The organism is Methanolobus sp. WCC4, assembly GCF_038022665.1.
Lineage (GTDB): Archaea > Halobacteriota > Methanosarcinia > Methanosarcinales > Methanosarcinaceae > Methanolobus.
On record NZ_CP150629.1, the window covers coordinates 976549 to 1000391 of the forward strand.

Genomic DNA, 23843 nt, shown 5'->3' on the forward strand with positions numbered 1-23843 from the left:
AATGGGTTCTATAATACAGTCTCTAAAAAAAGAATATAATAGGCCTGAAATTCAGACCTTTTGCCTGCGGTTGAGTGAATACATCTGGATCTTCTTCATCTTTGCAAGATTAAGAGCACCTTTCATCTCCTTTTCCTCAAGCAGATGCGAATCGATGTATCCATTGTCCACAGCCTCGTTATACAACTCATATCCAAGGCCTGAACGGGCGATCACTGTAGTCCATCCCTGCGGTGTACCAACACCGCCAAAGGAAATATCAGCATTCTCAGAGGCCATGTCTGTACAGAACTTGCATGAACTGCTCCTGTACATATCCAGCTCATGGAGCGGATATACTTTCAGTTCATCAGTCGTGTGGAACTCGAACTGACCTTTGCGGATCTTCATGGATTCGACATCCTCCAGGCGAATGTTCTTGCTTTGAACGAATTCCCTGATACCTTCATAGGAAAAAGTGTCCATGCAGAACAGGCCCAGTTTCAGTATGTTCGCCCTCATGAAGAGGTTCAGGAAACCATACGGGCTCTTCTGCATCTTGGTGACCGCATCGATGTTACAACTTGGTCCCACAAAGGCAATGCTCCTCCAACCCTGCTTGATGGCGCTCATCAAAGCATTCATGGTCATGCTGTGACTGTACATACTGCCGGAGGAATCAAGTAGTTCCTCACAGGTACGTGCAACGATCGGTACGGGTTTCCATGGCTCCTCCTCTGATCTTTTCGTGACGATAGCACAGTCGATGAGTCCTTCATCAAGTGCATATGCCAGCATAGAGGTCACAACCCCGCCATCCTGACCATTTATCTCAGGAAGTGTAGAGCGTGCCCTGTAAGCATTCCTCATCTTACCGACCAGTCCCTCTTCTGTGGTGATCGTCCTTGGGCACTGGTTGTAACATACACCACATGCGGTACATTTGTCTACAATTGTAGGCTGGTCATTCTTTATTGCGATGGATTCGCATGTGGAAGCGCATGCACCGCAAAGTGTGCATATTCCGGGTTTGATTATATCCTTCCTGAGTTTTCCAAAGGCTATTCGCTCTTTGTCAGGGATGGATCGCTTCATACGGATAACGCTTTTTTCAAGGTGCTCGAACTTGACCTGGCACCAGTCTGAACAAAAATGATACGTCTTCCCGCCGTATTCCGTATCGAACGGAGTGGTCTCGGGAACTATCTTTTTACATATAGGATCAATAGGCATCTCTGTCTCCCAGGATCACGGATGTCCTTTTAACGCACGATATATTGTTCTTATGGTATAAAACAAAATTTGGATCAAATAATCATGAAGGTTCAACACCTCGGTTATTACTTTATATGAAGCCTTATGAGAACATTCATTTCCACAAAGTTTTTACATTATCCATAATATCAGATCAAGCTGTTCTTTTTATGACCGCCTATTATCCGGCAGGTCCGATTGGAACAGAAAGTGACCATAACCTCAGCACTGAGTGTTGTTCGATATCTTGAAGCAACCATAAACTATTATCATGAGGATGTCTTTGAGTTTGAGCGTCTGGATGTTTTCATGGATCGTTGTGGTATGGGACATTTAAGGGTAACAGTAAAGTATTCCAGGCAAAAATAACCTGTATAGATACATTACTAAAAACGAAAATTCATCTGGTATTGGAGTATCCATGAAAGCAGAAACCAAAGCACAACTCATTTCAGTGGGGTCAGTTAAAATGGACCCCTCTCTCATCCATTGGTTAACTATTCCTACAGCCGGTCCCGGTGCCGGTAATGTTGCATTCTTCTTCAATAGTGAAGGTCATCGTGTGCGTCTTGCGGTCAAAGAGACCTCTCCACTGGAAGCTAAGATGGAGGACGGGGAACTTGTCATCAGGAAGGATGGTATTGAGATAGCAAGAGGCAGCATCGAAGAGGAACTCATCCACTGTCCTGACCAGGCTTTCATCACAATGTGCGAGAAATGTGTCTTCGACTGTAAGTTCTGTCCGGTCCCCAAACTTGGGGGTAAGGTCAAGAGCATGGACCAGATGCTCAAGATGATCGCGGATTCCAACGATACCGGAAAGATGAAAGCGATATCTATCACTTCAGGCGTTGAATCATCTGCAGAGAAAGAGGTTGACAGGGCTGAGGAGCTTATCCGCAGGCTAAGGGAAAAGTATGATGTGCCTATCGGTGTTTCGGTATATCCAACTGAGGATTCCACCCGCAGGCTCAAAGCCGCTGGTGCAACCGAGCTTAAATACAATGTGGAGACCATGGACCGCAAACTCCATGCTGAACTGTGTCCAGACCAGGATCTTGAGTTCCTTCTCGATGCACTCAGGGAAGGCGTGAAGGTATTCGGAAAGAACAGGGTATGTTCCAACTTCATAGTCGGCCTTGGCGAGACCGATGAGTCTGCAGAGAAAGGGATCGAGGAGCTGGTGTCCATTGGTGTCGTACCGATCCTCAGGGCTGCTGCACAGCATCCGTTGCGCAAGGATGATGTAACAGTGGAAAGACCAACTGCAGAAAGATTACTGCACCTGAATCTTTTCCTGAAGGAAAAGCTGGATGAGTATGGTCTGCGTGCCGATACGTTCGATACGATGTGTCTGCCATGTACCGGCTGTGACATCAATCCGCATGTGGACTTTGAGGAATAATCTCCTGATCAGGTTTAAGTTTCAAACTCTTCTTTAAGAATAGCGTAGATGCAGTCGTCCTGTACAACGTTATTCTTAATGATGCTGCTTTTCAGGATGGCCTCGCACCTGAAACCTGCCTTTTCAAGCACTCTCCGTGAAGCTGTGTTCCTTGCAAAGGGCAGTGCATAGATTCTGATGACATCATAATTCTCAAAGATATGCTGTATCATGCACCTAATCGCTTTGACCATTATTCCTTTACCCCAATATTCTTCTGCAAGATAATATCCGAGTTCAGCGTTCTTGCGATGTCCGTTCTCTTTGAAATATGCGCCAATACTACCTGCAACAATTCCATTTATCTCAACAGCCAGATGCAGATAGCTGGAATCCTCTCTTCTGGAGCGTGAGATGAACTGTTTGGCGTCTTCAATAGAATAGGGGTGGGGAAAACCATCATTCAGATTATCTGCGATCTTCCTGTTGTTTGCAATAGCTGCCAGTCTTTCTGCATCATCTTCTTCCCAGTTTCTCAAAATGAGGCCATCAGTGACTATGTGCATATTATTCTTATCAATGATACTATCTTATAAAAGTAGTCATAGGAACACCTCTGTAGGAACCCTGTTAATTGCAACTTTGAACTCAGCAATTTTCAATGACTGCACTATTTCAATAGTCTTCAGGATGGTGGCGAAGGACCGCGCCGCCTGCGGCGGGTGGTCATGTTTTTCTTAGTTTGTCACTTATCTTTAAGATCGATCAGAAACACAGGGTCAGGGAACAATAAATTAGACTAACCGAAAGTCGTGAATAACTAAAACCATCCCGGAGGATCCGGCGAAGCCGGCACGATTCGAAAAGATGAAAATAATTTGCTTTCTTTAACTCATTTCTTCTCTAATCTTTCTTTGCTCTTCTCTCAATGATCCCTGGCCACACTGAAGCGGCTACTATCATGCTCAGGATGAAAACGAAGACCATACCGGCAATGATATCAACCTGACTGTACAGTGGTACTGTCCTTGAGCTGTTAACCGTAAAGGAGAGTACTGCAAAGATCACCACAAGCACAAGCGAGGAGATCACGCTTGCGATGAATGCATATCTTCCTTTGTTCGTTGATGTGATATCCATATCAATATCTCCTTCAATTTATCCTGCTTCTCTTCATGAGGAGTGAGTTCGTTGTGACAGATATCGAGCTCATTGCCATGAATGCGGCAGCCAGCTCCGGACTGATGACGATCTTTGTGATGAAGGGGTAAAGTATCCCTGCCGCCAGTGGTATTCCAAGACTGTTGTAGCCGAATGCCCAGAACAGGTTCTGTTTGATCTTGTTCATTGTCATGCGGCTCAGTCTTATGGATGCGAGCACATCCCTGAGGTCGTTCTTGATCAGTACGATCTGCGCGGATTCCATTGCAACATCGGTCCCTGCTCCCATTGCGATACCAATATCTGCCTGTGTGAGTGCAGGGGCATCGTTGATGCCGTCGCCTACCATTGCAACGATCCTGCCTTCTCCCTGAAGCTTCTCGATCTCGGATGCTTTTTCTCCGGGAAGCACTTCTGACAACACTCTCTTGATGCCAAGCTGTGAGGCAATAGCATCTGCAGTTCTGCGGTTGTCCCCGGTTATCATCACAACTTCGATATCCATGTTCTGGAGCTTCTCCAAAGCTTCCTTTGAGTTCTCCTTGAGTGTATCTGCAACTGCTACAATGCCGATAACATGTCCGTCCATTGCAACTATCATGGCGGTCTTGCCTTCGGACTCGAGCCTTTCCATGTCATCATTGACGGAGGCTATCTGAACATCATTGTCCTCCATGAGCTTACGGGTTCCAAGGAGTATGCTGCTGCCATCAAGTGTTGCTTCCACACCGTGACCGGCTATGGATTTGAAATGCTCTACATTACCGATTTCCAGTTTCCTGTCTTCGGCAGCTTTCACAATAGATTCACCAAGAGGGTGCTCTGATCCTTTTTCCGCACTGGCAGCAATGGCCAGAACTTCATCCTCGCTGTGTCCGGCGGTTATTATGATATCTGTAAGTTCAGGCTTTCCTTTTGTGAGGGTCCCGGTCTTGTCGAACACGATGGTATCGATCATCAGTGTCCTTTCAAGGGCCTCACCGCCTTTGATGAGTATGCCGTTCTCAGCACCTTTGCCTGTACCCACCATGATGGCGGCAGGTGTTGCAAGTCCCACGGCACACGGGCATGATATAACAAGTACTGTGATGGAAATGAGCAGCGAGAACAGGAACGGACTTGCTATTCCTGAATTGATCGCAACGTCAAATCTTTCGTATCCGATGAAGTACCAGAAGAAGAAAGCAACCAGTGCCAGTACATGCACTATAAGGATGAAGTGGCCTGCAACGACATCAGCTATCCTCTGAATGGGTGCCTTTGAGTTCTGGGCATTCTCAACCAGTTCGATTATCCTTGCAAGGGCAGTGTCTGCTCCTACATTGGTTGCTCTGAACTTCAATGCACCTGACCGGTTGAGCGTGGAACCGATGACCATATCTCCAACGTTCTTTTCCACAGGTATGCTCTCGCCTGTTATCATGGACTCGTCCATTGCGGATGAACCCTCGATGACGATCCCGTCAACAGGAGCCTTTTCCCCTGGTCTGACAAAGACTATGTCATCTACCTGTACATCCTCAACAGGAACTTCCTTCTCTTCACCGCCAACGATGATACGTGCTGTCTTAGCCTGAAGTCCGATGAGCTTCTTGATGGATTCAGATGTCCTTCCCTTTGCCCTTGCTTCAAGGTATCTTCCAAGGACGATGAAAGTGATAAGCATCACCGCAGTGTCATAGTACACATGCTCGTAGCCCGGTCCGAGGTCAAAGTAGCTTGCAGCGATACTGATAACATATGCTGCACCTGTTCCGGTGGCGATGAGCAGGTTCATGTCTGTGACACCGTGTTTCAGTCCACGGTATGTTCCAACGAAGAACTGCCTTCCGGGGAAGAGCATGACAATTGTGGTAAGCAGGAAAAGCAGGTTCCTGTCCGAGAAGAGTTCCGGGACGAACCCGAATGATCCGGGGAACATTCCTTTCATGTTCCCGAGCATTATCGGAACAAGCAGGGCCACGGAGATGATCAGGTTATTCCTCTGATGGCGAATCTCCTGTTCCCTTTCCTTTCGTTCCCTGTCCTCTGTTTCATGTCTGTCAGCAGGGAGTGATGCAGAATATCCTATGCCTTCGATGGCCTTTCTCATCTCATCTACTGAGACAAGTGAGGAATTGTACTCCACCTGTGCCTTACGGGTCGTGATATTAACGTTAGCGGAACTGACCCCATTGAGCCTTTTGAGCACCTTCTCAACGTTCTGTGAGCAGGCAGCACATGTCATTCCTCCTACTTCCAGCACTATCCTGTCCTTCACAACATGATAACCGATACCATCTATGGCCTTTTCCATATCCTCGGGGCTTATCAGGGCAGGGTCATAACTAACGGCTGCCCTTTCCGTTGGCAGGTTCACGGAAGCGGAGATAACACCTTCCTGCTTCTTCAATGTCCTTTCAACGTTCTGTGAACATGCAGAACAATGCATGCCCGATACCTTAAAAGCAATCTCAGCCACGGAACCCGGTTTAAGCTCTGTTACTTCCTGTGCTGTATCCTCGATCACGATGGGACAGGCACCTTCTCCTTCCTCTGGTGCGGGGCAGGAGTCCTCTCCGACCTCATAGCCTGCATCTGTGACCGCTTTCTTAATGTCAGCTATGCTCACGATACCGGTATCGAATTCTACCGATGCTTTCTCATCCTCGAGGCTTACCTCTACGGAGTCAATACCTTCAAGGGCCGATATGGCATCAGTGACACGTTTATGACAATGCATGCATGTCATGCCATAGACTTTGATATCTGCTTTCATATTGCCTGAAAAAAGAAAAAGGGGTCTTCAGTTTGCGATACTTCAGGCTACGACAGTATAACCTGCATCCGCTACTGCTGCCTTGATTGTCTCAAGGTCCGCAACAGAAGGGTCGAATGTGACAGTTGCCTGCTTTGCCTCGAGGTCAACCTTTACTTCACTGACCCCTGCAATTGCAGCAATGGACTTTTCCACATTTGCCTTGCAGTGTCCGCACATCATACCTTCTATTTTTATTGTTTCTGTAGTCATGTTTTTGGAACTCCTATATTTCATAAGATACACTAATGTATATAGACTTCACGCTTGTGAACAGTTAATGCAAAATCATAATGTGCGGACACATTGCCCTATCATTTCCTTCCATCTTGCAGGTTGATCAACATCAAAATTGTGTTTTGTCACGACATCCGAATCTTCCAGCACATGCAATTGTTCCTTTTTCAGGAAACCACCTTTCACTTCAACACCAACTATGCTTTTGTTACGGATCTCTGTCATTGTCCCTTCGGAGATATCCGTGACTGCAAGACGCTTGTTAGTGAGTATGGTAAGTTGTGTCCCGTTCCTTGATGAAAGTAGAAGGTGTTCACCTTTGAGGTATTCGGACTGCAGACTTTCGAATATCCTGATAATTCCCGGGAGTTTTCTGGAAGTCAGTGGGTATAGTTTTGGCTTCTTGCTCCCTGTGATAAGTATCACTCTGCCGGATTCGGTATGCATGCCAATTATCTCTTTTATCTCTATCCTTTCCTCGATGCTGGAGTTCTTCGAGAAAAGGCCTGAACTTTCCTTTTTCAGGAATAGGTTCCTGTTAGTTATCTTGAGGGTGAACTTCTCATTACCTATCATCACCACTTCGCTGGCAATGACCTCTTCCCCGCTTTTCAGGATCGCTCCGTTCCCTATCTCTTCGGATATCCTGTTCGTCCGGTCATCAGTGGTTTGTGTACTTCCATCCGGAATATAGTGGTTGAGCATTCCCACGAGGAGATTCCCGTCTATTAGTCTGACATTGTGTTCTGCCGCTTCCTGCATGGCCTCCCTTGTGAATGTGGAGGTTGTGACAATGATGACACCGTCCACACGGTCCCTGTAACGAAGGCTGCTGTATTCCCTTACCTCTTTTACGCCGACGGGATTGGAGTATCTCTTTGCCTGGACCAGCCAGGTGTGTGAGAGACCGAAGTTCTCGATGCTGATGACTATATCAACTCCTCTGTCCCTCGAGTATTGTGTGGGCTCTGCTCTGTAACCCATGTTACGGAAAAGTCCGGAGAGGAGTGTCTCAAAATCCTGCGGGTCGGTCAGCAACAGTTCCTCAAGTGTCCATTTCGCCATTCTTATCCCGTTTATCTATTGATCTGGCAGTTTATCCTTTTTTCCTGAGTGGACATGGTAGTGCCCAGTTAGTACACAACCATGCAAACAGTTAAATGCATTGCGGTAGAATAATCAAGAAAACATCAGGTGTCCATATCAGATAATGTTCACAGTTAAATATCTTTAAACATAAACATAATATAGATCTAACATCGAAAGGGTGAATCAATGGATGAATTAGAAGAGATCAGGCAAAAAAGGATGCAGGAAATCCAGCATTCCCTTGAGCAAAAACAGTATCCAGCAAGTACAGTGACAATTAACGATGCATCGTTCGATGAGTTCATATCAAAATACCCTCTTGTGCTTGTTGACTGCTGGGCTCCCTGGTGTGGTCCCTGTCGTATGCTCTCTCCGGTCCTCGATGAACTGGCAACAGAGATGCAGGGAAAGGTCGTCTTTGGCAAGCTGAACGTAGACGACGAAAAAATGACAGCTATCAAATTCGGTATAACCAGCATACCTGCAATGCTCATCTTCAAGGATGGGGAATTCGTTGACAAGCTCATTGGTGCTGTGCCGAAACAGAATATCATCCAGAAACTTCAGCCTTACTTATAATGACATGAGGGAGATCTATGGGACACAAACCAAGAATATCAGAAAGTCCTTCAGTTCGTTTACTTGACCTTAAGGACAAATCAAAATCATATTTTATCGTAGCTTCTGTTGAAGTAGGTAATACCACTACCAAATGCATTCTTACTGCAACCAACCTTGAGGATGGAAAGACGAGACTCGTTAAGAAGTCAGTGAGCATGACAAGGGATGTCCGACCTCCAAAACCCGGAGAAGAGGTGTTTGGAAAGACATTGAACGGTGTGGAACTGACAAGGGAGTCTGTTGGCGAACTTGTAAGGGATACCCTCCTGGGAGTTGTAAAGGACGCAAACCTTGACATCAAGACCGATATTCACTTCGTGGTCCGCTCAACCGGTGTTGTTGCAGGTTTTGATTCTCCTGAGGAGGTAGGTGAGTTCATCAAGGCGCTGGCAGACGGTTGCCTCATGGCAGGTGTACCGCCTAACAGGATGACCCCACCAATGTCTATCTCCAACATACCCAACAGGTTCCAGAAATATTCCAAACTCGAGAAGGTCATATTCGATGGTGCAGTGGCAAGTGTGACCCCTCCGGTGGGTGCGACAGGTGTTGAGATCGTTGCCAATGAGATGGAAGGAGAACTTGCAACTGCAGGTATCAAAGAGGGTGCAAAATGGGTGGATGTGGATTTCCGTAACCCGTGCATCTCAATGGACTTTGGTACTACCCTTGACGGCAGGATAATCAGTCCCGATCTTCCTTATGCAAAGACCATTGGTAACTTCTGTGGTTATGCCGGCGCCATACCTGATACCATCATCAAGGGAACAGGCACGGTCGATTCCAGCAAGGGTACCGCGCTTGATATCTTCGATGGGAAGTCCCTTGATGGTATTGCGCTGAAGCTCAAAAGCAAGGTCATAAAGGAATATGCTGAGAAGATATTGAACTACATTATCATTGAAAGAGTGCCTGAAGGACGCACAAGGTATGGTAGCGTACCTGTCAATTCCGAGGCGGCAGATGAGATCAATGTAGTGTTGATCGGCTGTGATATCGGTAACAATGGCTCGGATATGGACAAGCTTGCACAACTTGGTGCTGAGATCTATGAGAAGCACAATGTGAAGGTCCTTTTTGCTGTGATCGATGAGGTCATGGCACGTGTTGTACAACGCCTGATAAAGGTTGCACAGGACGAAGGTCTTGTCTTTGATGACACAGCTATCGGTGTTACCGGAAGGGCTGGTATTACCGGCAACAAGCCAAAGCTCATCCTGAAATACCTTCATGAACTCGGCATCAATAACAAGATAGAAGAGCAGGTTGTGTTCGTAGATGACGGTCTTGCACGTGGTGCCGCTGTAATGGCAAGATGTATGAATTCCCTTGGAACCACCTTCAATCCGCTTGGAGGTCATAGGGGAGGGAACTGTATACTTGGACAGCGTATCAAGTTACAGAACAAGTAACAACAGGTATAACAAATACCAATAAAAAAAGGTATGGTTCGGCAGGTTAGCCCCTGCCACTTGATAATTTGAACGATGATATGCGGAAAAGTTATGTTCAAGCTCTTCTTTTCTGCTGTCTTCTCATTTCCTTCTGGAATTCGATCTCATGTTTTTTCACAGATCTTTCATGCCTGTTGGTTTTTGTACCTTTCAAAATTGCACCTCATAATTTGTCATGAGTGATGCGTTCAACTACCGGCGAAGCATAAAGCCACGAAAGTATAGTGTTATCTATTGTAACTCGATTCCTGAACTATCCAACCTCTGTTAACGTCGATAAATCCCTGTTTAAAATAACCGAAATTTATATCTTTTGCTTTTTTCAGAAATTGGCTATCAACAATACGATAATTATTGTGTGAATGAAATATCAGGAAAAATATCATCAATTTGATGTAATATTGTCTCAATATTGTCATTCAATCGTCTGGAATTCCCAGCCTTGAGCACAACTGTTTCAGGTTCATGGTATTGAGCACATCTTCAGGTTCGACCCATGCTCTCCTTGCAACATCTATCCCATAGGCTATGTTGTCGAAATGGTCAAGGTTATGGGTGTCGGTATTGATGGCGAGCATCACGCCACGTTCCTTTGCTTTTCTCGCATTGATGTCGTTAAGGTCCAGTCTCCACGGCGAGGAATTGATCTCAAGGACCTTATCATTGTCCTTTGCAGCCATGATGACCTTCTCCATGTCTATGTCATAGGCAGGGCGTTTGCCGAATTTCCTTCCGGTAGGATGGGCGAGTATGTCAACGTGTTCGTTCTCAAGGGCAGAGACAATCCTTTTAGTCATCTTTTTCCCATCCTGCTCAAGTCCTGCATGGACGGCCACCACGACAATATCAAGTTGATCAAGCATATCATTACTGTAGTCCAGCTTTCCATCCGCCTTTATGTCGCACTCTGTGCCTGAGAGTATCCTTATCCCATCGTATCTCTCATTGAGACGATCGATCTCATCGACATGTTCCTGCAACCTTTTATCAGAAAGGCCATTGGCTATGCCGGTGGAATGCGAGTGGTCAGTGATTGCGATATATTCGTATCCTCTGCGGATGGCATCCTCTGCAAGTTCTTCCATGGTGTTGGCACCGTCACTCCAGTTGGAATGGACGTGAAGGTCACCTTTGATATCCTCCCTTTCTATCAGTCGTGGAAGTTTACCAGTAAGTGCAGCCTCGATCTCCCCTCTGTCCTCTCTTATCTCTGGTGGCAGGTATTCCATTCCCAGGAACCTGTAGATGTCCTCCTCTTTGCTGCACGGTGTGAGCTTACCATTCTTTTCCTTGGTGAGGCCGTATTCGTTCAGGCTGTAACCTTTCGAGAGGGCGAGTTTCCTGAGGTGGATGTTGTGTTCCTTCGAGCCTGTGAAATGTTGCAGCATGGAGCCGTAATGTTCTTTTTCCACAACCCTTAGGTCTACATGCAGGTCTCCTGTATATACTACAGAAGCTTTCCTTGTGCCGGATCCCAGTATCTCTTTGACCTTATCCATATTGACAAAACTGTCGATGGTCCTTTCAGGCTCGCCGGAGATGGCAATGAGGTCTATGTCCTTTACAGTGTCCTTCTTTCGGCGAAGACTGCCTGCGATTGTAACCTTTTCTATGTGGTCCAGAGAGGAGAGTCCATCCTTTATCTCCTCTGCGATCCCAATGACAAGTGCCATGGGATGCCTGCCGTGGTCCTTATCATCCTGAAGCCTTGTTATGGCCCTCAGGATCTTATCCTCCTGTTTCTCACCCATTCGGGGCAGGCGCCGTATCCTGTGTTCTCTGGCAGCCCTGCTGAGTTCGTCTACTGATGTCACTCCCAGTTTCCTGTAGAACTGTCTTGCCGTCTTAGGGCCTATCCCGGGGATATCCATGATATCTATGATGCCCTGTGGTACTTCCTCGACGGTCCTTTCATAGGCTTCGAAGGTACCGGTTTCCAGCATCTCGATGATTTTGCCCTTCAGTGCTTCACCGATTCCGGGTATGTTGTCGATATCCCCTTCTCTGTACAGTACCTTCAGTTCCTCGTCAAGTCCTTTGATACTTCTTGCAGCATTCGTATAGGCTCTTGTCTTGAACTGGTTCTCTCCCCTGAATTCCAGAAGTTTTGCCATCCTGTTGAATCTTTCAGCTATCTGAATGTTGTCCATGTTTCCCCATTTTCCTCATGTTCTCCCCATTCTATCGAATTCAGTTGCCCTTTCCCTTTTTCAGGGCTTCTTCAACCGCCTTTTTGTGTATCTCCCCTGACTCGTGGATACCACCTGCATTTCCCCTGACGGCCCTGCAAGGGTATTGCTGGATGAGAAGGCCTGCCCTTGAAGGAGCATCCTCTATCTTTGTTCCCACAAGCTCCCTTGCCATATGCCATGTACTTCCACATGGTGCTCCACAGACGACCTCAACAGACTCGATGATCCCTTTGTCCGTTGCTATATCGAGAACCGGTGTTGAGAGGTAGGAGCATAGTTCCTTTGTCTCTGGTTTTGCCTCAAGGGTGCAGCAGATGTCCTCTACTTCGATGAGCATGCCGTATTCTTTTGAGATACCTTCCAGTTCGACCACAGGTGCCTTTGAAGGTCCGCCTGGTATGATAAGTGCTTTGACCCCGGCCTTTCCTGCCCTGTGGGCTATTGCGACCGTAAGGTCAGGGTGCAGGGAGTATGTTATGACGATATCCGAATCAAAAACAGAGTTGTCGATATCGGTCCCTTCAAGGTATTCCTCCGGCTCGTCGAGGAAGTCCGGAAGGTATTCGGGTACTGAGCTTCTGATCACTTTCATACCGGTCTTTGAAAGAATTGTCTCTATCAGGCGGTTCCCATACTTTCCCCGGGTGATAACACCTATTGTTGTCATTTTCTATCTTCTACAGGGTTATTTTCCTTTGCATATATGCTTTGCCGGACGGTCCGGAACGTTTTGGATCCATATTGCAATATTTATCAACCGATTAGTATATTAATTATGATGGGTCTATTCATTTTGAGGTATGAATATGGACGACTACGACCCCAATAAAGTATATTTCAGATGCAATGTCTGTGATTTCCTTTTCATGGAAGATCCGGCACGTTTCCCTTTGTTCTGTCCGCAGTGTAGCAGCGAGAACGTCTCAAGGACCTGATATGGGACCTGTTCTGCTTACGGAACAAATAATCTAAATACTATCCCTTTACTTTCTTTCCTGATGTCAATGAAAGGTAAGCTCATTACTCTGGAAGGTATAGACGGTTCCGGCAAGTCGACTATCACAGCCCGGCTGAACTCTAACCCGGAATTCTCCGATTTTGTCTTCACCAGGGAACCCACCACCGGATGGATAGGTGAGGCAGTTAACCGTGCGATCCATTCCGATACTGATGAACTTGCAGAGCTTTTGCTTTTCACCGCAGACCATGCGGAGCACATATCTAAACTGATACTTCCTGCGCTTGAGAGCGGGAAGAACGTGATATCCGACCGTTACTCCGGGAGTCGTTTCGCATATCAGGCAGTGACACTGAAGGACAGGTTCCCCGATCCTATGGCATGGATACAGGACATCCATAGGGGCTGGACAGTGGTTCCTGATCTGACCATCCTTTTTGATATAGACCCCAGAATCGCTGTGGAGAGATGTGGTAATCGCGGGGATAAGACAAAATTCGAGAAGATAGGATTCCTTGAGAGTGTGAGGGAGAACTACCTGCGTCTTGCAAAGCAGGACCCGGAAAGATTTGCGGTTATATATACCGATAAGGATATCGATGATATCGAATCTGATGTTCTGGACATAATTCTATCATTTTTGAGGTAGATACTGATCAGATAATATCTGACCATATCTTCATACTATGTTTGCGTGCATGATCTGTATCTTTACATACCGTTCCCAGTAAATGGGTATGTTCTCTCTATTTTTATATAGATATATGACATACATATCAATATGTAGGATCAATTTTCACAGCATTCTGTGACAACACTGCCCTGTCAGGCAGTACTCGATCAGGTCGTTGTTCAGAATGCACCGATCGGGATATGTGTTCTTGACAGGAACGATGACCTTATTCTGTTCAACAGTTCGATGGAAGCCATTCTGGGGGTGGCTGAAGAGGAAGTGGTGGGGAAGAATCTCTTTCGTGATATTCCTGCACGTACGCTAGAAGGTGACCCGGGTCTGGGGCAATTATATCTTGATACTAAAAGATCCCTGAAAGCTTCCTTTAAGCAGCGTATGTCTATAACCACACCGGCTGGTAAACATATTTTCATTTCCGTACACATGGTACCTTTTTTCGGAGAAGGTGGGGACCATGAAGGGATCATTGCCTATGTTGAGGAAGTGAGTGAGAATTACTATAAGGAAAGGCTCCTCATCGACGAGATTTACAAGTTCAGGAACCTTGAGTCGATCTACAGGAACATACCCTTTATTGCTTTCAGATGGTCAGGCCAGGAAGGATGGCCTGTTCAGTATGTTTCCGATAATATTTCCCAGCTTGGCTATACTAAAGAGGATTTCCTGTCGGGAGGGCTGAGATATATTGACATCGTTCATCCCGATGATGCTGAAATGCTGGTGTCGGACGTGGATGCTTTCGAGAGTACGGACCAGATATATTTTTCCGATGACTATCGTCTGGTAAGTAAGGACGGAGATGTCATCTGGGTGAACGAGATATCCCTGCTTACTGAGGATGGGGGTGAGACACCTTTCCGTTATGACGGTATAGTCCTTGATATCACTGACAGGAAGATGAAGGAAAGGGAGATTGAAAGAAGTAAGGCGCATATCGAGAGCATATTCAGGGCAACACCTGCAGGTATAGGTGTTGCGTCTGACAGGATATTTGTAGAGGTCAATGACAAGCTCTGCGAGATGCTTGGTTATTCCCGGGAGGAGCTCCTCGGTCAGAGTTCCAGGATGATATATCCTGATGACAGGTCGTATGAATATGTGGGTGCGGAGAAGTATTCTCTGATGAGTGAGACAGGGATCGGTGTCGTAGAGACAAGAATGGTCTGTAAGAATGGTGAGGTTATCGATGTTATTCTGAGTTCGACCCCGATCAATTCCGAGTCCCTTTCAGAGGGTGTTACTTTTGTAGTTCTCGACATAACCCATTTGAAGGATACAGAACGGGAACTGCAAAAGCGTACAGAGGAACTCGAGCAGTTGAACAGCCTTAAGGACCTTTTCTCCGATATCATACGACATGACCTGCTCAATCCTGCCAATGCCATTGGTGCCTATGCGCAGCTTCTCGAGGAACAGGAAACGGATGAGGAGAAGCTTCACTACCTGAGCAGGATATCCGAGAGCAATGATAGTCTGGTATCCCTTCTTGAAAGTGCTTCCAGATATGAGAAGCTCAATTCCCTTGAGGAGGTGGATTTTGAGAGAATGGATATTGTTTTACTTTTCAGAAATGCGCTATCCGGCCTTTCCCGGCAGATGGAAAGTAAGGGTGTCACTGTGGAGTTCTCTTGTGATGGTCCATGTTACGCTGATGTTAATCCCTTTGTCAGTGAGGTATTTGTCAATCTCCTGTCCAATGCTATAAAGTACGGACCTGAGAAAGGTGTTGTCAGTATCGATGTCACCGATGAAGGAGGTTTCTGGAAGGTTGCGGTCACTGACCGTGGCAGCGGGATCGATGATGAGGATAAGCCATATCTCTTCGACCGGTTCAGGCGTGCTGATAAGAAAGGTATCAAGGGCACGGGTCTGGGACTTGCCATTGTCAAGAGGATAATGGAACTACATGGTGGTGACTACGGGGTTTATGACAATCCCGAAGGAAAAGGCAGTGTTTTCTGGGTTACCTTCAATAAGGTAAATGTAAATGAGTGCAAAAGAGTGGTGAAGTAACCGTTACCGGTCACTCCAGGCCGTTCTCATCTGCGAATTTGATGAGGGCCTCACCCAGTGTACGGGTGTATTTAGGATTGAGGTTGAAACGTGACTTCTTCTGTCCCCCTCTTTCCTTTGCGATCTCGATGTATTCGTTCTCGTATCTCTCACTTGTTGCAAGTGTGATGGTGAGGAACCAGCCTGCTCCCATCTTGATCTCACCGTAGTTCTCGCCTATTTCCACATTTTCTTCCTTGTCTGCCATGATTACACCAAATGAATGTTAGTGACTGTTAGTTGTATTATTGTAAGATCTGTCGGTTCACTGCTGAACCATCTGGAGCGGGATCGAGCCTTTGTGCAATGCTGTTGCAACAAGTGCACCCTTCACTCCTATCTTCTCCAGTGCCTCAATGTCTTCCTCGTTGCTGACTCCGCCACCAAGAAGCACGTTATGCTCCGAGATAGAGACGATCTTACTTAAGAATTGTGAATCCACACCACTTGATGTTCCTACCCTGTCGAGGTCGAGGATTATGATGTCGTTGAGGTCGTAGTTGTTGAGGAGTTCAACGATCTTGAAGGGGTCATCGGGCATTGCGGGGTCGTTGGTGAGGATCTTCCCGTTCTTCTTGTCTATGCTGACTGTGATCCTGCCCGGATACATGGAACTTGCCTGTTCTATCACGTCAAGGAATGCGGTCTCTGTCCCGAGTATCACGGACTGGACTATCTCCATGACGTCCTCGGTCTCGGAGACGGATGTTATTCCGGGGTCGAGCATGACAGTTGCCTTTTCGGATACTGCTTTTATGATGTCGAAGTTCTTTTCCCTCTTGCCGATCCTCTCGAGCAGGTTGAGGTCTGCAATGTAGACCTCTGCGGGTCTTACGGTGTCCACTATCTTTACGGCATCGGAGCTATTACATATGTGACTCGAGAAGTGTATGGGCTTGTATTCACTGCGAGTACCGCCTTGCGCATGGACTACTGTCCGGTTGAATAGATCAAGTACGAAGATGATACGAAACATATATAATTGATACATCTGTCATGCTATAAAAAAGAGGTTAATATCATGAAGTTACTCATCAGTCCTATCAACCCCGAAGAGGCAATTGCAGCATATGAAGGCGGTGCTGACATTGTTGATGTGAAAAACCCAAAGGAAGGCTCACTTGGTGCTAATTTCCCATGGATAATCAAGTCCGTTAAGGAATCCATTAATTCCGGAAAGCCGATCAGTGCCACGATAGGTGATTTCAATTTCAAGCCTGGAACAGCTTCCCTTGCAGCTCTTGGTGCCGCAGTGGCAGGTGCCCAGTATATCAAGGTCGGTCTTTATGATGTCCAGACTGAGGAACAGGCGCTTGAGATGCTCACCAACATCACAAGGGCTGTCAAGGACTACGACCCTACAAAGAAGGTTGTCGCATCAGGTTACTCCGACTACGAGCGCATCAACTCCATCAACCCTCACCTTCTCCCTGAGATTGGTGCAAAGGCAGGCGTGGATGTCGTGATGGTTGACACAGGTATCAAGGACGGCCGCTCCACATTCGAGTTCATGGACGAGGAAGAGCTCACAAAGTTCACTTCAGCTATCCGTGCTGTAGGTCTTGAGTCCGCACTTGCCGGAACCCTCAAGTTCGAGGACCTTCCAGTGCTCAAGCGCATCCAGCCAGATATCATCGGCGTGCGCGGCATGGTCTGCGGCGGCGACAGGACATCCTGCATCAAGGCAGAACTTGTTGACAAGCTGAAGAACGAGATGTGAATTTATTTCACTTCTCATATTTTACTCTATTTTTAATCTCTGTTTTTGACAGTCTCTTTTTGCTCTAGCTTTGCTTTTGTTGCGTGATAGGCGGCAGTTTCAAAAATATTAAATAAATGTCGATCTCATTTGATAAAGTGGAAGTGGTATTAGATGAAAGAAAAAATAGAGTCTAACAGAATGACCGCTATAATTGTGGGAATTTTGTTCATATTTGCGATCGTGATGCTTTTTTTAGGGGAATCTCTTTACAGACCGATCCTGGATTCCCCGGACTATCTGGATAATGCTTATCCGAACAAAGTGGTTGTGGTAACTGGAATATTGTTAGAGTTCACAGGTGTTCCTGCAGTGGTCTTCTTATCGGTGTTACTGTTTCCGATCTTAAGAAGATACAATGAAGCTCTGGCTTTGGGGTATGTTGTTTTCAGGTTGTTCGAAGCTGCGCTCTTAAGTGTTGCTTATATCAGTAAGCTGTCAATGATCAATTTAAGCCAGAATTATTTGAGTAAAGGTAGTGTGGATACTTCGTATTTCCAGTACATAGGAGGCTTGCTACAGTCATTCGATCACTGGGCCGGCACACAGGGAACTATCTACCATGTCGCTTTTGTTATAGGGTCCATGATCCTCTATTATACATTGTACCGATCGAAACTCGTTCCACGACCCATATCTGCCTGGGGTTTTTTTGCTGCTATAGCTTTGCTGACCGGTTCTGTACTTTCCAGTATGGGCATGTTCGCTGAAACCTCAGAAATAGGATTGGAACTCGTTTTTGCTCTTCCTATAGCTGTGGCTGAGATCATGCTCTCGATATGGCTTATAGTGAAGGGTTTCAACCCATCAGCGATTGCTTCTATGTATGCTGGAACTGATTCGGGAGAAATTTGAATATATACTAAACGGCTTTTTCAAAAATGTTGTTGGAAGTTCTCCTTTATTTGGCAGTTTCTTAGCCTTATTTAGGAGTTTGTATTTTTATCCAATATACACTTCTTAATGTAAATAAGTAGACGCAGAGATATCCCGATAAATAATCCTATTCCAAGAGCTATAGGGAACAATAACAAACCAATGAGCAATTGTATTGTTGGATCATCTGAAAATAACTTGCCAATTAAATCAGCAGCTGAAGAATAATCCCCCATATAACCCATATTAGCACCTTTAAATTTTTTACAACAATTTTTAATTTACTCGCAGGTACATAAAGATGGCTATGATTTCCTTTATTATGGTTCATATGTAGGAACATAGGTTCTGCAGAAATCCTGCTAATTGCAAGTTTTATTTCAGCAAGTTGAATAACTTCATTGTTTCAATAGTCTTCTGATCGATGGCGAAGGAACATGCCGCCTGCGGCGTATGGTTGCATTGTTCTTTGTTGCCAGTGATTTTTTGCAGAACTATCAGAAACATAAGGTTGCAGGGAACAATAAGTTTTGTTAACTGGAAACTATGAATCTCTGAAACCGTCCCGGAGGGTCCGGCAAAGCCGGCAGAATTCGAAAAAATAAAAAACAATTTGTTGCCTTTTCCTCTTTTTCTGTATATATTCTTCCTCCTTCTCCTCCCAAAACCCCAGAAACGTTAAATCCCACTTCTGCTGAATATATTATTAATGATGACCATCGATTCCGTATTTAATAATGATCCAGTGGTGATGCAGCTTGACAGATGAGATCACAGTCAGCGTTGGTCAGGCGTATCCCCGTGATGCAGGCAGGGGAATTGCCAGGCTGGATAAGACCCTCATGCAGCAGATAGGTGCCATAAGTGGCGATATCATCGAGATAAAGGGCAAGGAGAAGTGCTACGCCATAGTCTGGCCGGGGTATGTGGAGGATTCGGGCAAGGAACTTGTGAGGATCGATGGTAACCTCAGGAACAATGCCAAGGTCGGTATCGATGAGAAGGTGACCCTGAAAAAGGTACAGGTCACGGAGGCGGAATCCATTTCCCTTGCACCTACAAAGGAGACTCATCTTGTGGGTGGAGCACGATTTATTCTTAGAATTCTGGAGGGTCGTCCTGTTGTCAAGGGACAGAACATCCGTGTGGAGACAGTGAACAATCCTATTTCTTTCGTGGTGCTTTCCAGCAAACCTTCCGGTCCTGTAGTTGTGAGCAGGAACACAAGGATCCAGCTCAGGGAGAAGGCAGCCATTGCTGAGACCACTGCCGGACAGGTCACCTATGAGGACATAGGAGGTCTTCAGAGGGAACTTGGACTTGTACGTGAGATGATCGAGCTTCCGCTCAAGCATCCCGAACTATTCAATAAGCTTGGTATCGACCCTCCCAAGGGTGTACTCTTGTTCGGTCCGCCGGGCACGGGTAAGACACTTATCGCAAGGGCGGTTGCAAGCGAGACCGATGCCAACTTCATCTCGGTCAGCGGACCTGAGATAGTTTCCAAATACTATGGTGAGAGCGAGCAGAAGCTCCGTGAGATCTTCGAGGAGGCGCAGCGTAACGCTCCAACCATCATCTTCATGGATGAGATCGATTCCATCGCTCCAAAGCGTGATGAGGTCGTGGGTGAGATGGAACGCAGGGTCGTCGCCCAGTTGCTTTCCCTCATGGACGGGCTGGCATCAAGGGGCAAGGTCATAGTCATAGCCGCCACCAACCGTCCTAACTCCATTGACGAGGCGCTTCGTCGTGGTGGAAGGTTCGACAGGGAGATCGAGGTAGGTATCCCTGATTCTGACGGCAGATTGCAGGTCCTTTACGTACACACAAGGGGCATGCCTCTTGAGAAAGACCTTGAGCTCAGGGAAATAGCCGCCGTGACACATGGTTTTGTGGGAGCCGACCTGTCATCACTATGTAAGGAGGCCGCCATGCATGCCCTCAGGCGCATGCTCCCTGAACTGAAGATCGATGACGTGGAGGATGAGATCCCTGCGGAGTTCATGGAAAAGCTGGAGGTCACAAGGAAGGACTTCGACGAGGCACTGAAGAACATCGAGCCCTCTGCCATGAGGGAGGTATTCGTGGAAGTGCCCTACGTGAGTTGGGATGACATCGGTGGTCTGGAAGGTGCAAAACAGGAGCTTGCCGAAGCTGTGGAATGGCCTCTGAAATATCCGGGTCTTTTCGATGCGGTCAAGACAAAGCCGCCAAGAGGTATCATGCTCTTTGGCCCTCCAGGAACAGGTAAGACCATGCTTGCAAAGGCGGTTGCTACGGAAAGTGAGGCCAATTTCATCAGCATCAAGGGTCCTGAACTTCTCAGTCGCTACGTTGGAGAATCAGAACGTGCCGTCCGTGAGACATTCAGGAAAGCAAAGCAGGCAGCACCGACCATAGTATTCTTTGATGAGATCGATTCCATGGCATCAGAAAGAGGTTCCAGTGTGGATGCACACACCACCGAACGTGTGGTGAGCCAGATCCTCACTGAGATCGACGGTGTTGAGGAACTCAAGGATGTAGTGATAATCGCTGCCACCAACCGGCCTGATATCGTAGACCCTGCCCTACTGCGTCCGGGCAGGTTCGACCGTCTCATCTATGTCCGTCCACCTGACAGGGAGAGCCGTGAGAAGATATTCGGGATCCATCTTGAGGACAAACCACTTGCCGATGATGTGAGCATCAAAGAACTTGCCGAGATCACAGAAGGCTATGTGGGTGCTGATATCGAGTCCATCTGCCGTGAAGCATCAATGCTGGCCCTGCGTGAAGTGATAACTCCCGGCCTGGATCCGGAAGAGGCTATGGAAAAAGCTGCTGGCATCAAGGTCACAGCCGAACATTTCATGAAAGCTAAAAAGCGTGTAAGACCGACCACTTCCAGAAGTGCCATGAGCTTCTATGAACAATCTGCTGAATCGTTTGCAAGATATGCAGCAAATGAGGAAGAAAAGGAAGTTGATGAGGATGATGAACGGGCGTATCAGTGATATGCCAACTATTCATTCATCTGTTTTAAGGTAATAAAATAGGAAAAAAGGGACGATCAAAGTCCCTTTCCATTGTTCTCTAATTTCGGTGCTTTCTCATGCATCACAATTTCCTCATTGTCAAGCACGAACTTGCTTACCATTTCCTGCATTGCCACCGCCATACCTGCGAGTTCCTGTGAGCTCTGTGCCAGTTCATGCATGGATGCTTCCTGCTGTTCAACGGATGCTGATGTCTCTTCAGTTCCTGCAGCTGCTTCCTGGGATATGGAAGTGACCTCTTCCACAGAGGATGTTATCTCCTCGATAGAAGCGGATTGTTCCTCTGCAGCAGCAGCGATATCCTGCACCATTTCAGCAACCTTCATGGAACCTTCAACTATATCTCTCATAGCCTTCACAGTCTCGTCAAGGGCCTGAACTCCGCTGGACACAGTTGTATTTCCCTTCTCTACAGTCTCTACAACGACACTTGTCCCTGTCTGGATCTCGGCGATGAGGTCTGATATCTCTTTGGCAGCTCCGCCCGACTCCTCTGCAAGTTTTCTCACTTCATCCGCAACAACAGCGAATCCCTTTCCATGTTCTCCTGCACGTGCTGCCTCAATAGCTGCATTGAGTGCGAGCAGGTTGGTCTGGTCTGCAATATTTGTAATGAGACTTACTATCTCTCCGATCTGCTTGGATTTGGATTCAAGTTCCTTTATCGCATTGACAGATTCTATAGATGCCTTCTCGATATCTTCCATCTGCTTCATCAGTTCCTCTGATCTGTCACCGACAGACCTTGTCTTTTCACTGGAATCCATTGCTATCTCAGCAGACCTCTGGGCATTCATTGCTATGTCCTGCACGTTGGATGACATATCGTTCATTGCACGGGAGATGTCCTCTGCCTTTGAGGACTGTTCATGGGAACCCTTCGCAATGCCTCCTATTGTCCTTGAGACCTCTTCGGATGTAGCTGTGACCTCCTCAATAGCTGCAGACATCTGCTCAGAGGTGCTTGCTATCATATTCGAGTTCCTGCTGATATTTGTTATAATGCCGTTCATGGTCTGCATGATCTCATTGAGGCCCCGTGGTATTGCCTGGAAATCAATGCCTATGTCTGTCTCAGCCTTTCTGTCAAGCTTTCCTTCCAGTACATCGCTTGATATCTGTTTAAAATCATCGACGATGTCCTCGATCGGTCTGGTGATCGAACGTGCGATCATGTAGGCTATTCCTGCCATGGCAATGATCGCAATGATGGATATAAGGATAAGCTGGTTCCTGAGTTCAATGGCACCTTCAAGGATCTCTTCCTGTGGGATAGTCAGGACAAATGAGAAATCCGTGGTCTCCATCGGATGGTAGACCATGGTAACTTCCTTCCCGGTGGTAGGGTCGGTAACCTCTATGTGTCCTCCTATTCCCTTCTCGATGTCCGCTGCCATCTTATCGATATCGGGGTCGTTCAGGTCAGTAAGGTATTTCGTTCCTATCCAGTCCTTTTCAACAGGATGTGACATGAACATCCCGGTATTGCTGACCATGAACGCATATCCTGTATCATATACTTTGACCTGTGATGTCTCATCATCGATGTAGTCAAGTGAGACATCCACGCCGGCAATTCCTGCGAAGTCCCCATCCTTCATGATAGGTGAGACGTAGCTGATCATCATCACTCCGTCATACATGAAAGGTTCAAGGATCACACTATCTTCCAGTGATTTTGGTAACTGGTAGTAATCATCAGTTTCATATCCTGCAAGAGGATCAAGTGAGACAGAACCACCGATCCTGCTCCAGTAAGGGATGAACCTTCCTGTGGTGTCATGTCCCTCTGTATTTGCAAACTCTGCATCTTTCCCGTCGAATGCATCGGCTTCATAGGCGACATATGTTCCAAGCAGTCCCTGGTCTTCTTTCAGAAGGTCCTTCAGGATAGCATTGACCTCATCCCTGTTGCCTGTGTCGTAATTTTCCATTGTGTTCGCCAGTGTCCGGGCAAGTAACTGGTTAGACTGCATGTCACTGTCGTACTGGTAGGCATAGCTTCTGGATACGCTCTCTGCTTCTGAGTATGCCATTTCTATTTCCTGCTCGGTGACTTTGTCAACGATCACGTAAGTGCTAATGGTCATAAGTATCGTGACGCTTATGACAATATATAGGATCAATCTGGTGTTGATATTCATTTTTTTGAAATTCATATTTCTCGTCCATTTTTATTATCTATTTCAGAATAAGTGCAACACCGTCACACGAAAATATATATACTTAATTATTGTATTTAAAATTCACTATATTATTGATGTTATTTATCATGTAATGTCCATTGTTGCTTTT

Annotated in this window: 22 protein-coding genes; 10 read left to right on the forward strand and 12 right to left on the reverse strand. The window is 46.5% G+C overall.

The genetic code is table 11. The annotated features are described in order from the left end of the window. Positions 1–51: 51 nt before the first annotated feature. Entirely contained in the window at positions 52–1212 is a 1161-nt protein-coding gene (locus tag V7O63_RS04915; RefSeq protein WP_340820398.1) for a Coenzyme F420 hydrogenase/dehydrogenase, beta subunit C-terminal domain, read from the reverse strand. A 219-nt stretch (positions 1213–1431) separates the two neighbouring features. On the opposite strand from V7O63_RS04915, the gene V7O63_RS04920 reads away from it, so the two are divergent. Beyond that, positions 1432–1602, forward strand: coding sequence for a hypothetical protein (locus V7O63_RS04920; RefSeq protein WP_340820399.1), 171 nt, complete (start codon positions 1432–1434; stop codon positions 1600–1602). Positions 1603–1654: 52 nt separating this feature from the next. Continuing rightward, a complete protein-coding gene (locus tag V7O63_RS04925) occupies positions 1655–2638 on the forward strand; it encodes a radical SAM protein (RefSeq protein WP_340820400.1) in 984 nt (327 codons plus the stop codon). Positions 2639–2652: 14 nt separating this feature from the next. Here V7O63_RS04925 and V7O63_RS04930 read toward each other — a convergent pair whose 3' ends face one another. From V7O63_RS04930 to V7O63_RS04950, 5 genes are all read right to left on the reverse strand, one after another. Continuing rightward, a complete protein-coding gene (locus tag V7O63_RS04930) occupies positions 2653–3183 on the reverse strand; it encodes a GNAT family protein (RefSeq protein ID WP_340820401.1) in 531 nt (176 codons plus the stop codon). 337 nt (positions 3184–3520) lie between these two features. Beyond that, the gene (locus V7O63_RS04935) at positions 3521–3757 is read right to left on the reverse strand and encodes a hypothetical protein (RefSeq protein WP_340820402.1); all 237 of its coding nucleotides are present in this window, start codon (positions 3755–3757) and stop codon (positions 3521–3523) included. 13 nt (positions 3758–3770) lie between these two features. After that, positions 3771–6536 carry a heavy metal translocating P-type ATPase gene (locus tag V7O63_RS04940; RefSeq protein ID WP_340820403.1) on the reverse strand — a complete coding sequence of 922 codons (2766 nt, stop codon included), beginning with the start codon at positions 6534–6536 and terminating at the stop codon, positions 3771–3773. Positions 6537–6578: 42 nt separating this feature from the next. After that, a complete protein-coding gene (locus V7O63_RS04945; protein ID WP_340820404.1) occupies positions 6579–6788 on the reverse strand; it encodes a copper ion binding protein in 210 nt (69 codons plus the stop codon). Positions 6789–6863: 75 nt separating this feature from the next. Beyond that, positions 6864–7877, reverse strand: a complete 1014-nt coding sequence (locus tag V7O63_RS04950; protein ID WP_340820405.1) for a restriction endonuclease — start codon at positions 7875–7877, stop codon at positions 6864–6866. A gap of 210 nt (positions 7878–8087) precedes the next feature. On the opposite strand from V7O63_RS04950, the gene trxA reads away from it, so the two are divergent. Both trxA and V7O63_RS04960 read left to right on the forward strand, forming a co-directional pair. Continuing rightward, a complete protein-coding gene (gene trxA / locus V7O63_RS04955; RefSeq protein ID WP_340820406.1) occupies positions 8088–8480 on the forward strand; it encodes a thioredoxin in 393 nt (130 codons plus the stop codon). A gap of 17 nt (positions 8481–8497) precedes the next feature. Beyond that, a complete protein-coding gene (locus tag V7O63_RS04960; protein WP_340820407.1) occupies positions 8498–9934 on the forward strand; it encodes a methanogenesis marker 14 protein in 1437 nt (478 codons plus the stop codon). 461 nt (positions 9935–10395) lie between these two features. Here V7O63_RS04960 and polX read toward each other — a convergent pair whose 3' ends face one another. Together polX and V7O63_RS04970 are read right to left on the reverse strand one after the other, a co-directional pair. Beyond that, on the reverse strand, positions 10396–12126 hold the full coding sequence (gene polX, locus V7O63_RS04965) for a DNA polymerase/3'-5' exonuclease PolX (protein WP_340820408.1): 1731 nt from the start codon (positions 12124–12126) through the stop codon (positions 10396–10398). A gap of 40 nt (positions 12127–12166) precedes the next feature. After that, on the reverse strand, positions 12167–12835 hold the full coding sequence (locus V7O63_RS04970; RefSeq protein WP_340820409.1) for a DUF166 family protein: 669 nt from the start codon (positions 12833–12835) through the stop codon (positions 12167–12169). A gap of 139 nt (positions 12836–12974) precedes the next feature. Here V7O63_RS04970 and V7O63_RS04975 point away from each other — a divergent pair, with 139 nt between their 5' ends. The 3 genes from V7O63_RS04975 to V7O63_RS04985 all read left to right on the forward strand — a co-directional run bounded on the left by V7O63_RS04975 (position 12975) and on the right by V7O63_RS04985 (position 15833). Next, entirely contained in the window at positions 12975–13103 is a 129-nt protein-coding gene (locus V7O63_RS04975; RefSeq protein WP_340820410.1) for a hypothetical protein, read from the forward strand. A 69-nt stretch (positions 13104–13172) separates the two neighbouring features. Beyond that, on the forward strand, positions 13173–13775 hold the full coding sequence (tmk, locus tag V7O63_RS04980; protein ID WP_340820795.1) for a dTMP kinase: 603 nt from the start codon (positions 13173–13175) through the stop codon (positions 13773–13775). Positions 13776–13934: 159 nt separating this feature from the next. Continuing rightward, the gene (locus tag V7O63_RS04985) at positions 13935–15833 is read left to right on the forward strand and encodes a PAS domain S-box protein (RefSeq protein ID WP_340820411.1); all 1899 of its coding nucleotides are present in this window, start codon (positions 13935–13937) and stop codon (positions 15831–15833) included. Between the two features lie 10 nt (positions 15834–15843). Here the strand turns inward: V7O63_RS04985 and V7O63_RS04990 are convergent, their stop codons facing one another. Together V7O63_RS04990 and V7O63_RS04995 are read right to left on the reverse strand one after the other, a co-directional pair. Continuing rightward, positions 15844–16080, reverse strand: coding sequence for a hypothetical protein (locus V7O63_RS04990; RefSeq protein ID WP_340820412.1), 237 nt, complete (start codon positions 16078–16080; stop codon positions 15844–15846). A 57-nt stretch (positions 16081–16137) separates the two neighbouring features. Further along, on the reverse strand, positions 16138–16848 hold the full coding sequence (locus V7O63_RS04995; protein ID WP_340820413.1) for a HisA/HisF-related TIM barrel protein: 711 nt from the start codon (positions 16846–16848) through the stop codon (positions 16138–16140). A 45-nt stretch (positions 16849–16893) separates the two neighbouring features. Here V7O63_RS04995 and V7O63_RS05000 point away from each other — a divergent pair, with 45 nt between their 5' ends. Further along, positions 16894–17592, forward strand: coding sequence for a (5-formylfuran-3-yl)methyl phosphate synthase (locus V7O63_RS05000; RefSeq protein ID WP_340820414.1), 699 nt, complete (start codon positions 16894–16896; stop codon positions 17590–17592). 153 nt (positions 17593–17745) lie between these two features. Continuing rightward, positions 17746–18486 (forward strand): DUF4386 domain-containing protein, encoded by a 741-nt coding sequence (locus V7O63_RS05005; RefSeq protein WP_340820415.1) that lies wholly within the window; start codon positions 17746–17748, stop codon positions 18484–18486. Between the two features lie 71 nt (positions 18487–18557). Here V7O63_RS05005 and V7O63_RS05010 read toward each other — a convergent pair whose 3' ends face one another. Continuing rightward, the gene (locus V7O63_RS05010; protein WP_340820416.1) at positions 18558–18752 is read right to left on the reverse strand and encodes a hypothetical protein; all 195 of its coding nucleotides are present in this window, start codon (positions 18750–18752) and stop codon (positions 18558–18560) included. Between the two features lie 513 nt (positions 18753–19265). Here V7O63_RS05010 and V7O63_RS05015 point away from each other — a divergent pair. Next, entirely contained in the window at positions 19266–21506 is a 2241-nt protein-coding gene (locus V7O63_RS05015; RefSeq protein WP_340820417.1) for a CDC48 family AAA ATPase, read from the forward strand. Positions 21507–21562: 56 nt separating this feature from the next. Here V7O63_RS05015 and V7O63_RS05020 read toward each other — a convergent pair whose 3' ends face one another. Further along, the gene (locus V7O63_RS05020) at positions 21563–23638 is read right to left on the reverse strand and encodes a methyl-accepting chemotaxis protein (RefSeq protein WP_340820418.1); all 2076 of its coding nucleotides are present in this window, start codon (positions 23636–23638) and stop codon (positions 21563–21565) included. Between the last annotated feature and the right edge of the window lie 205 nt (positions 23639–23843).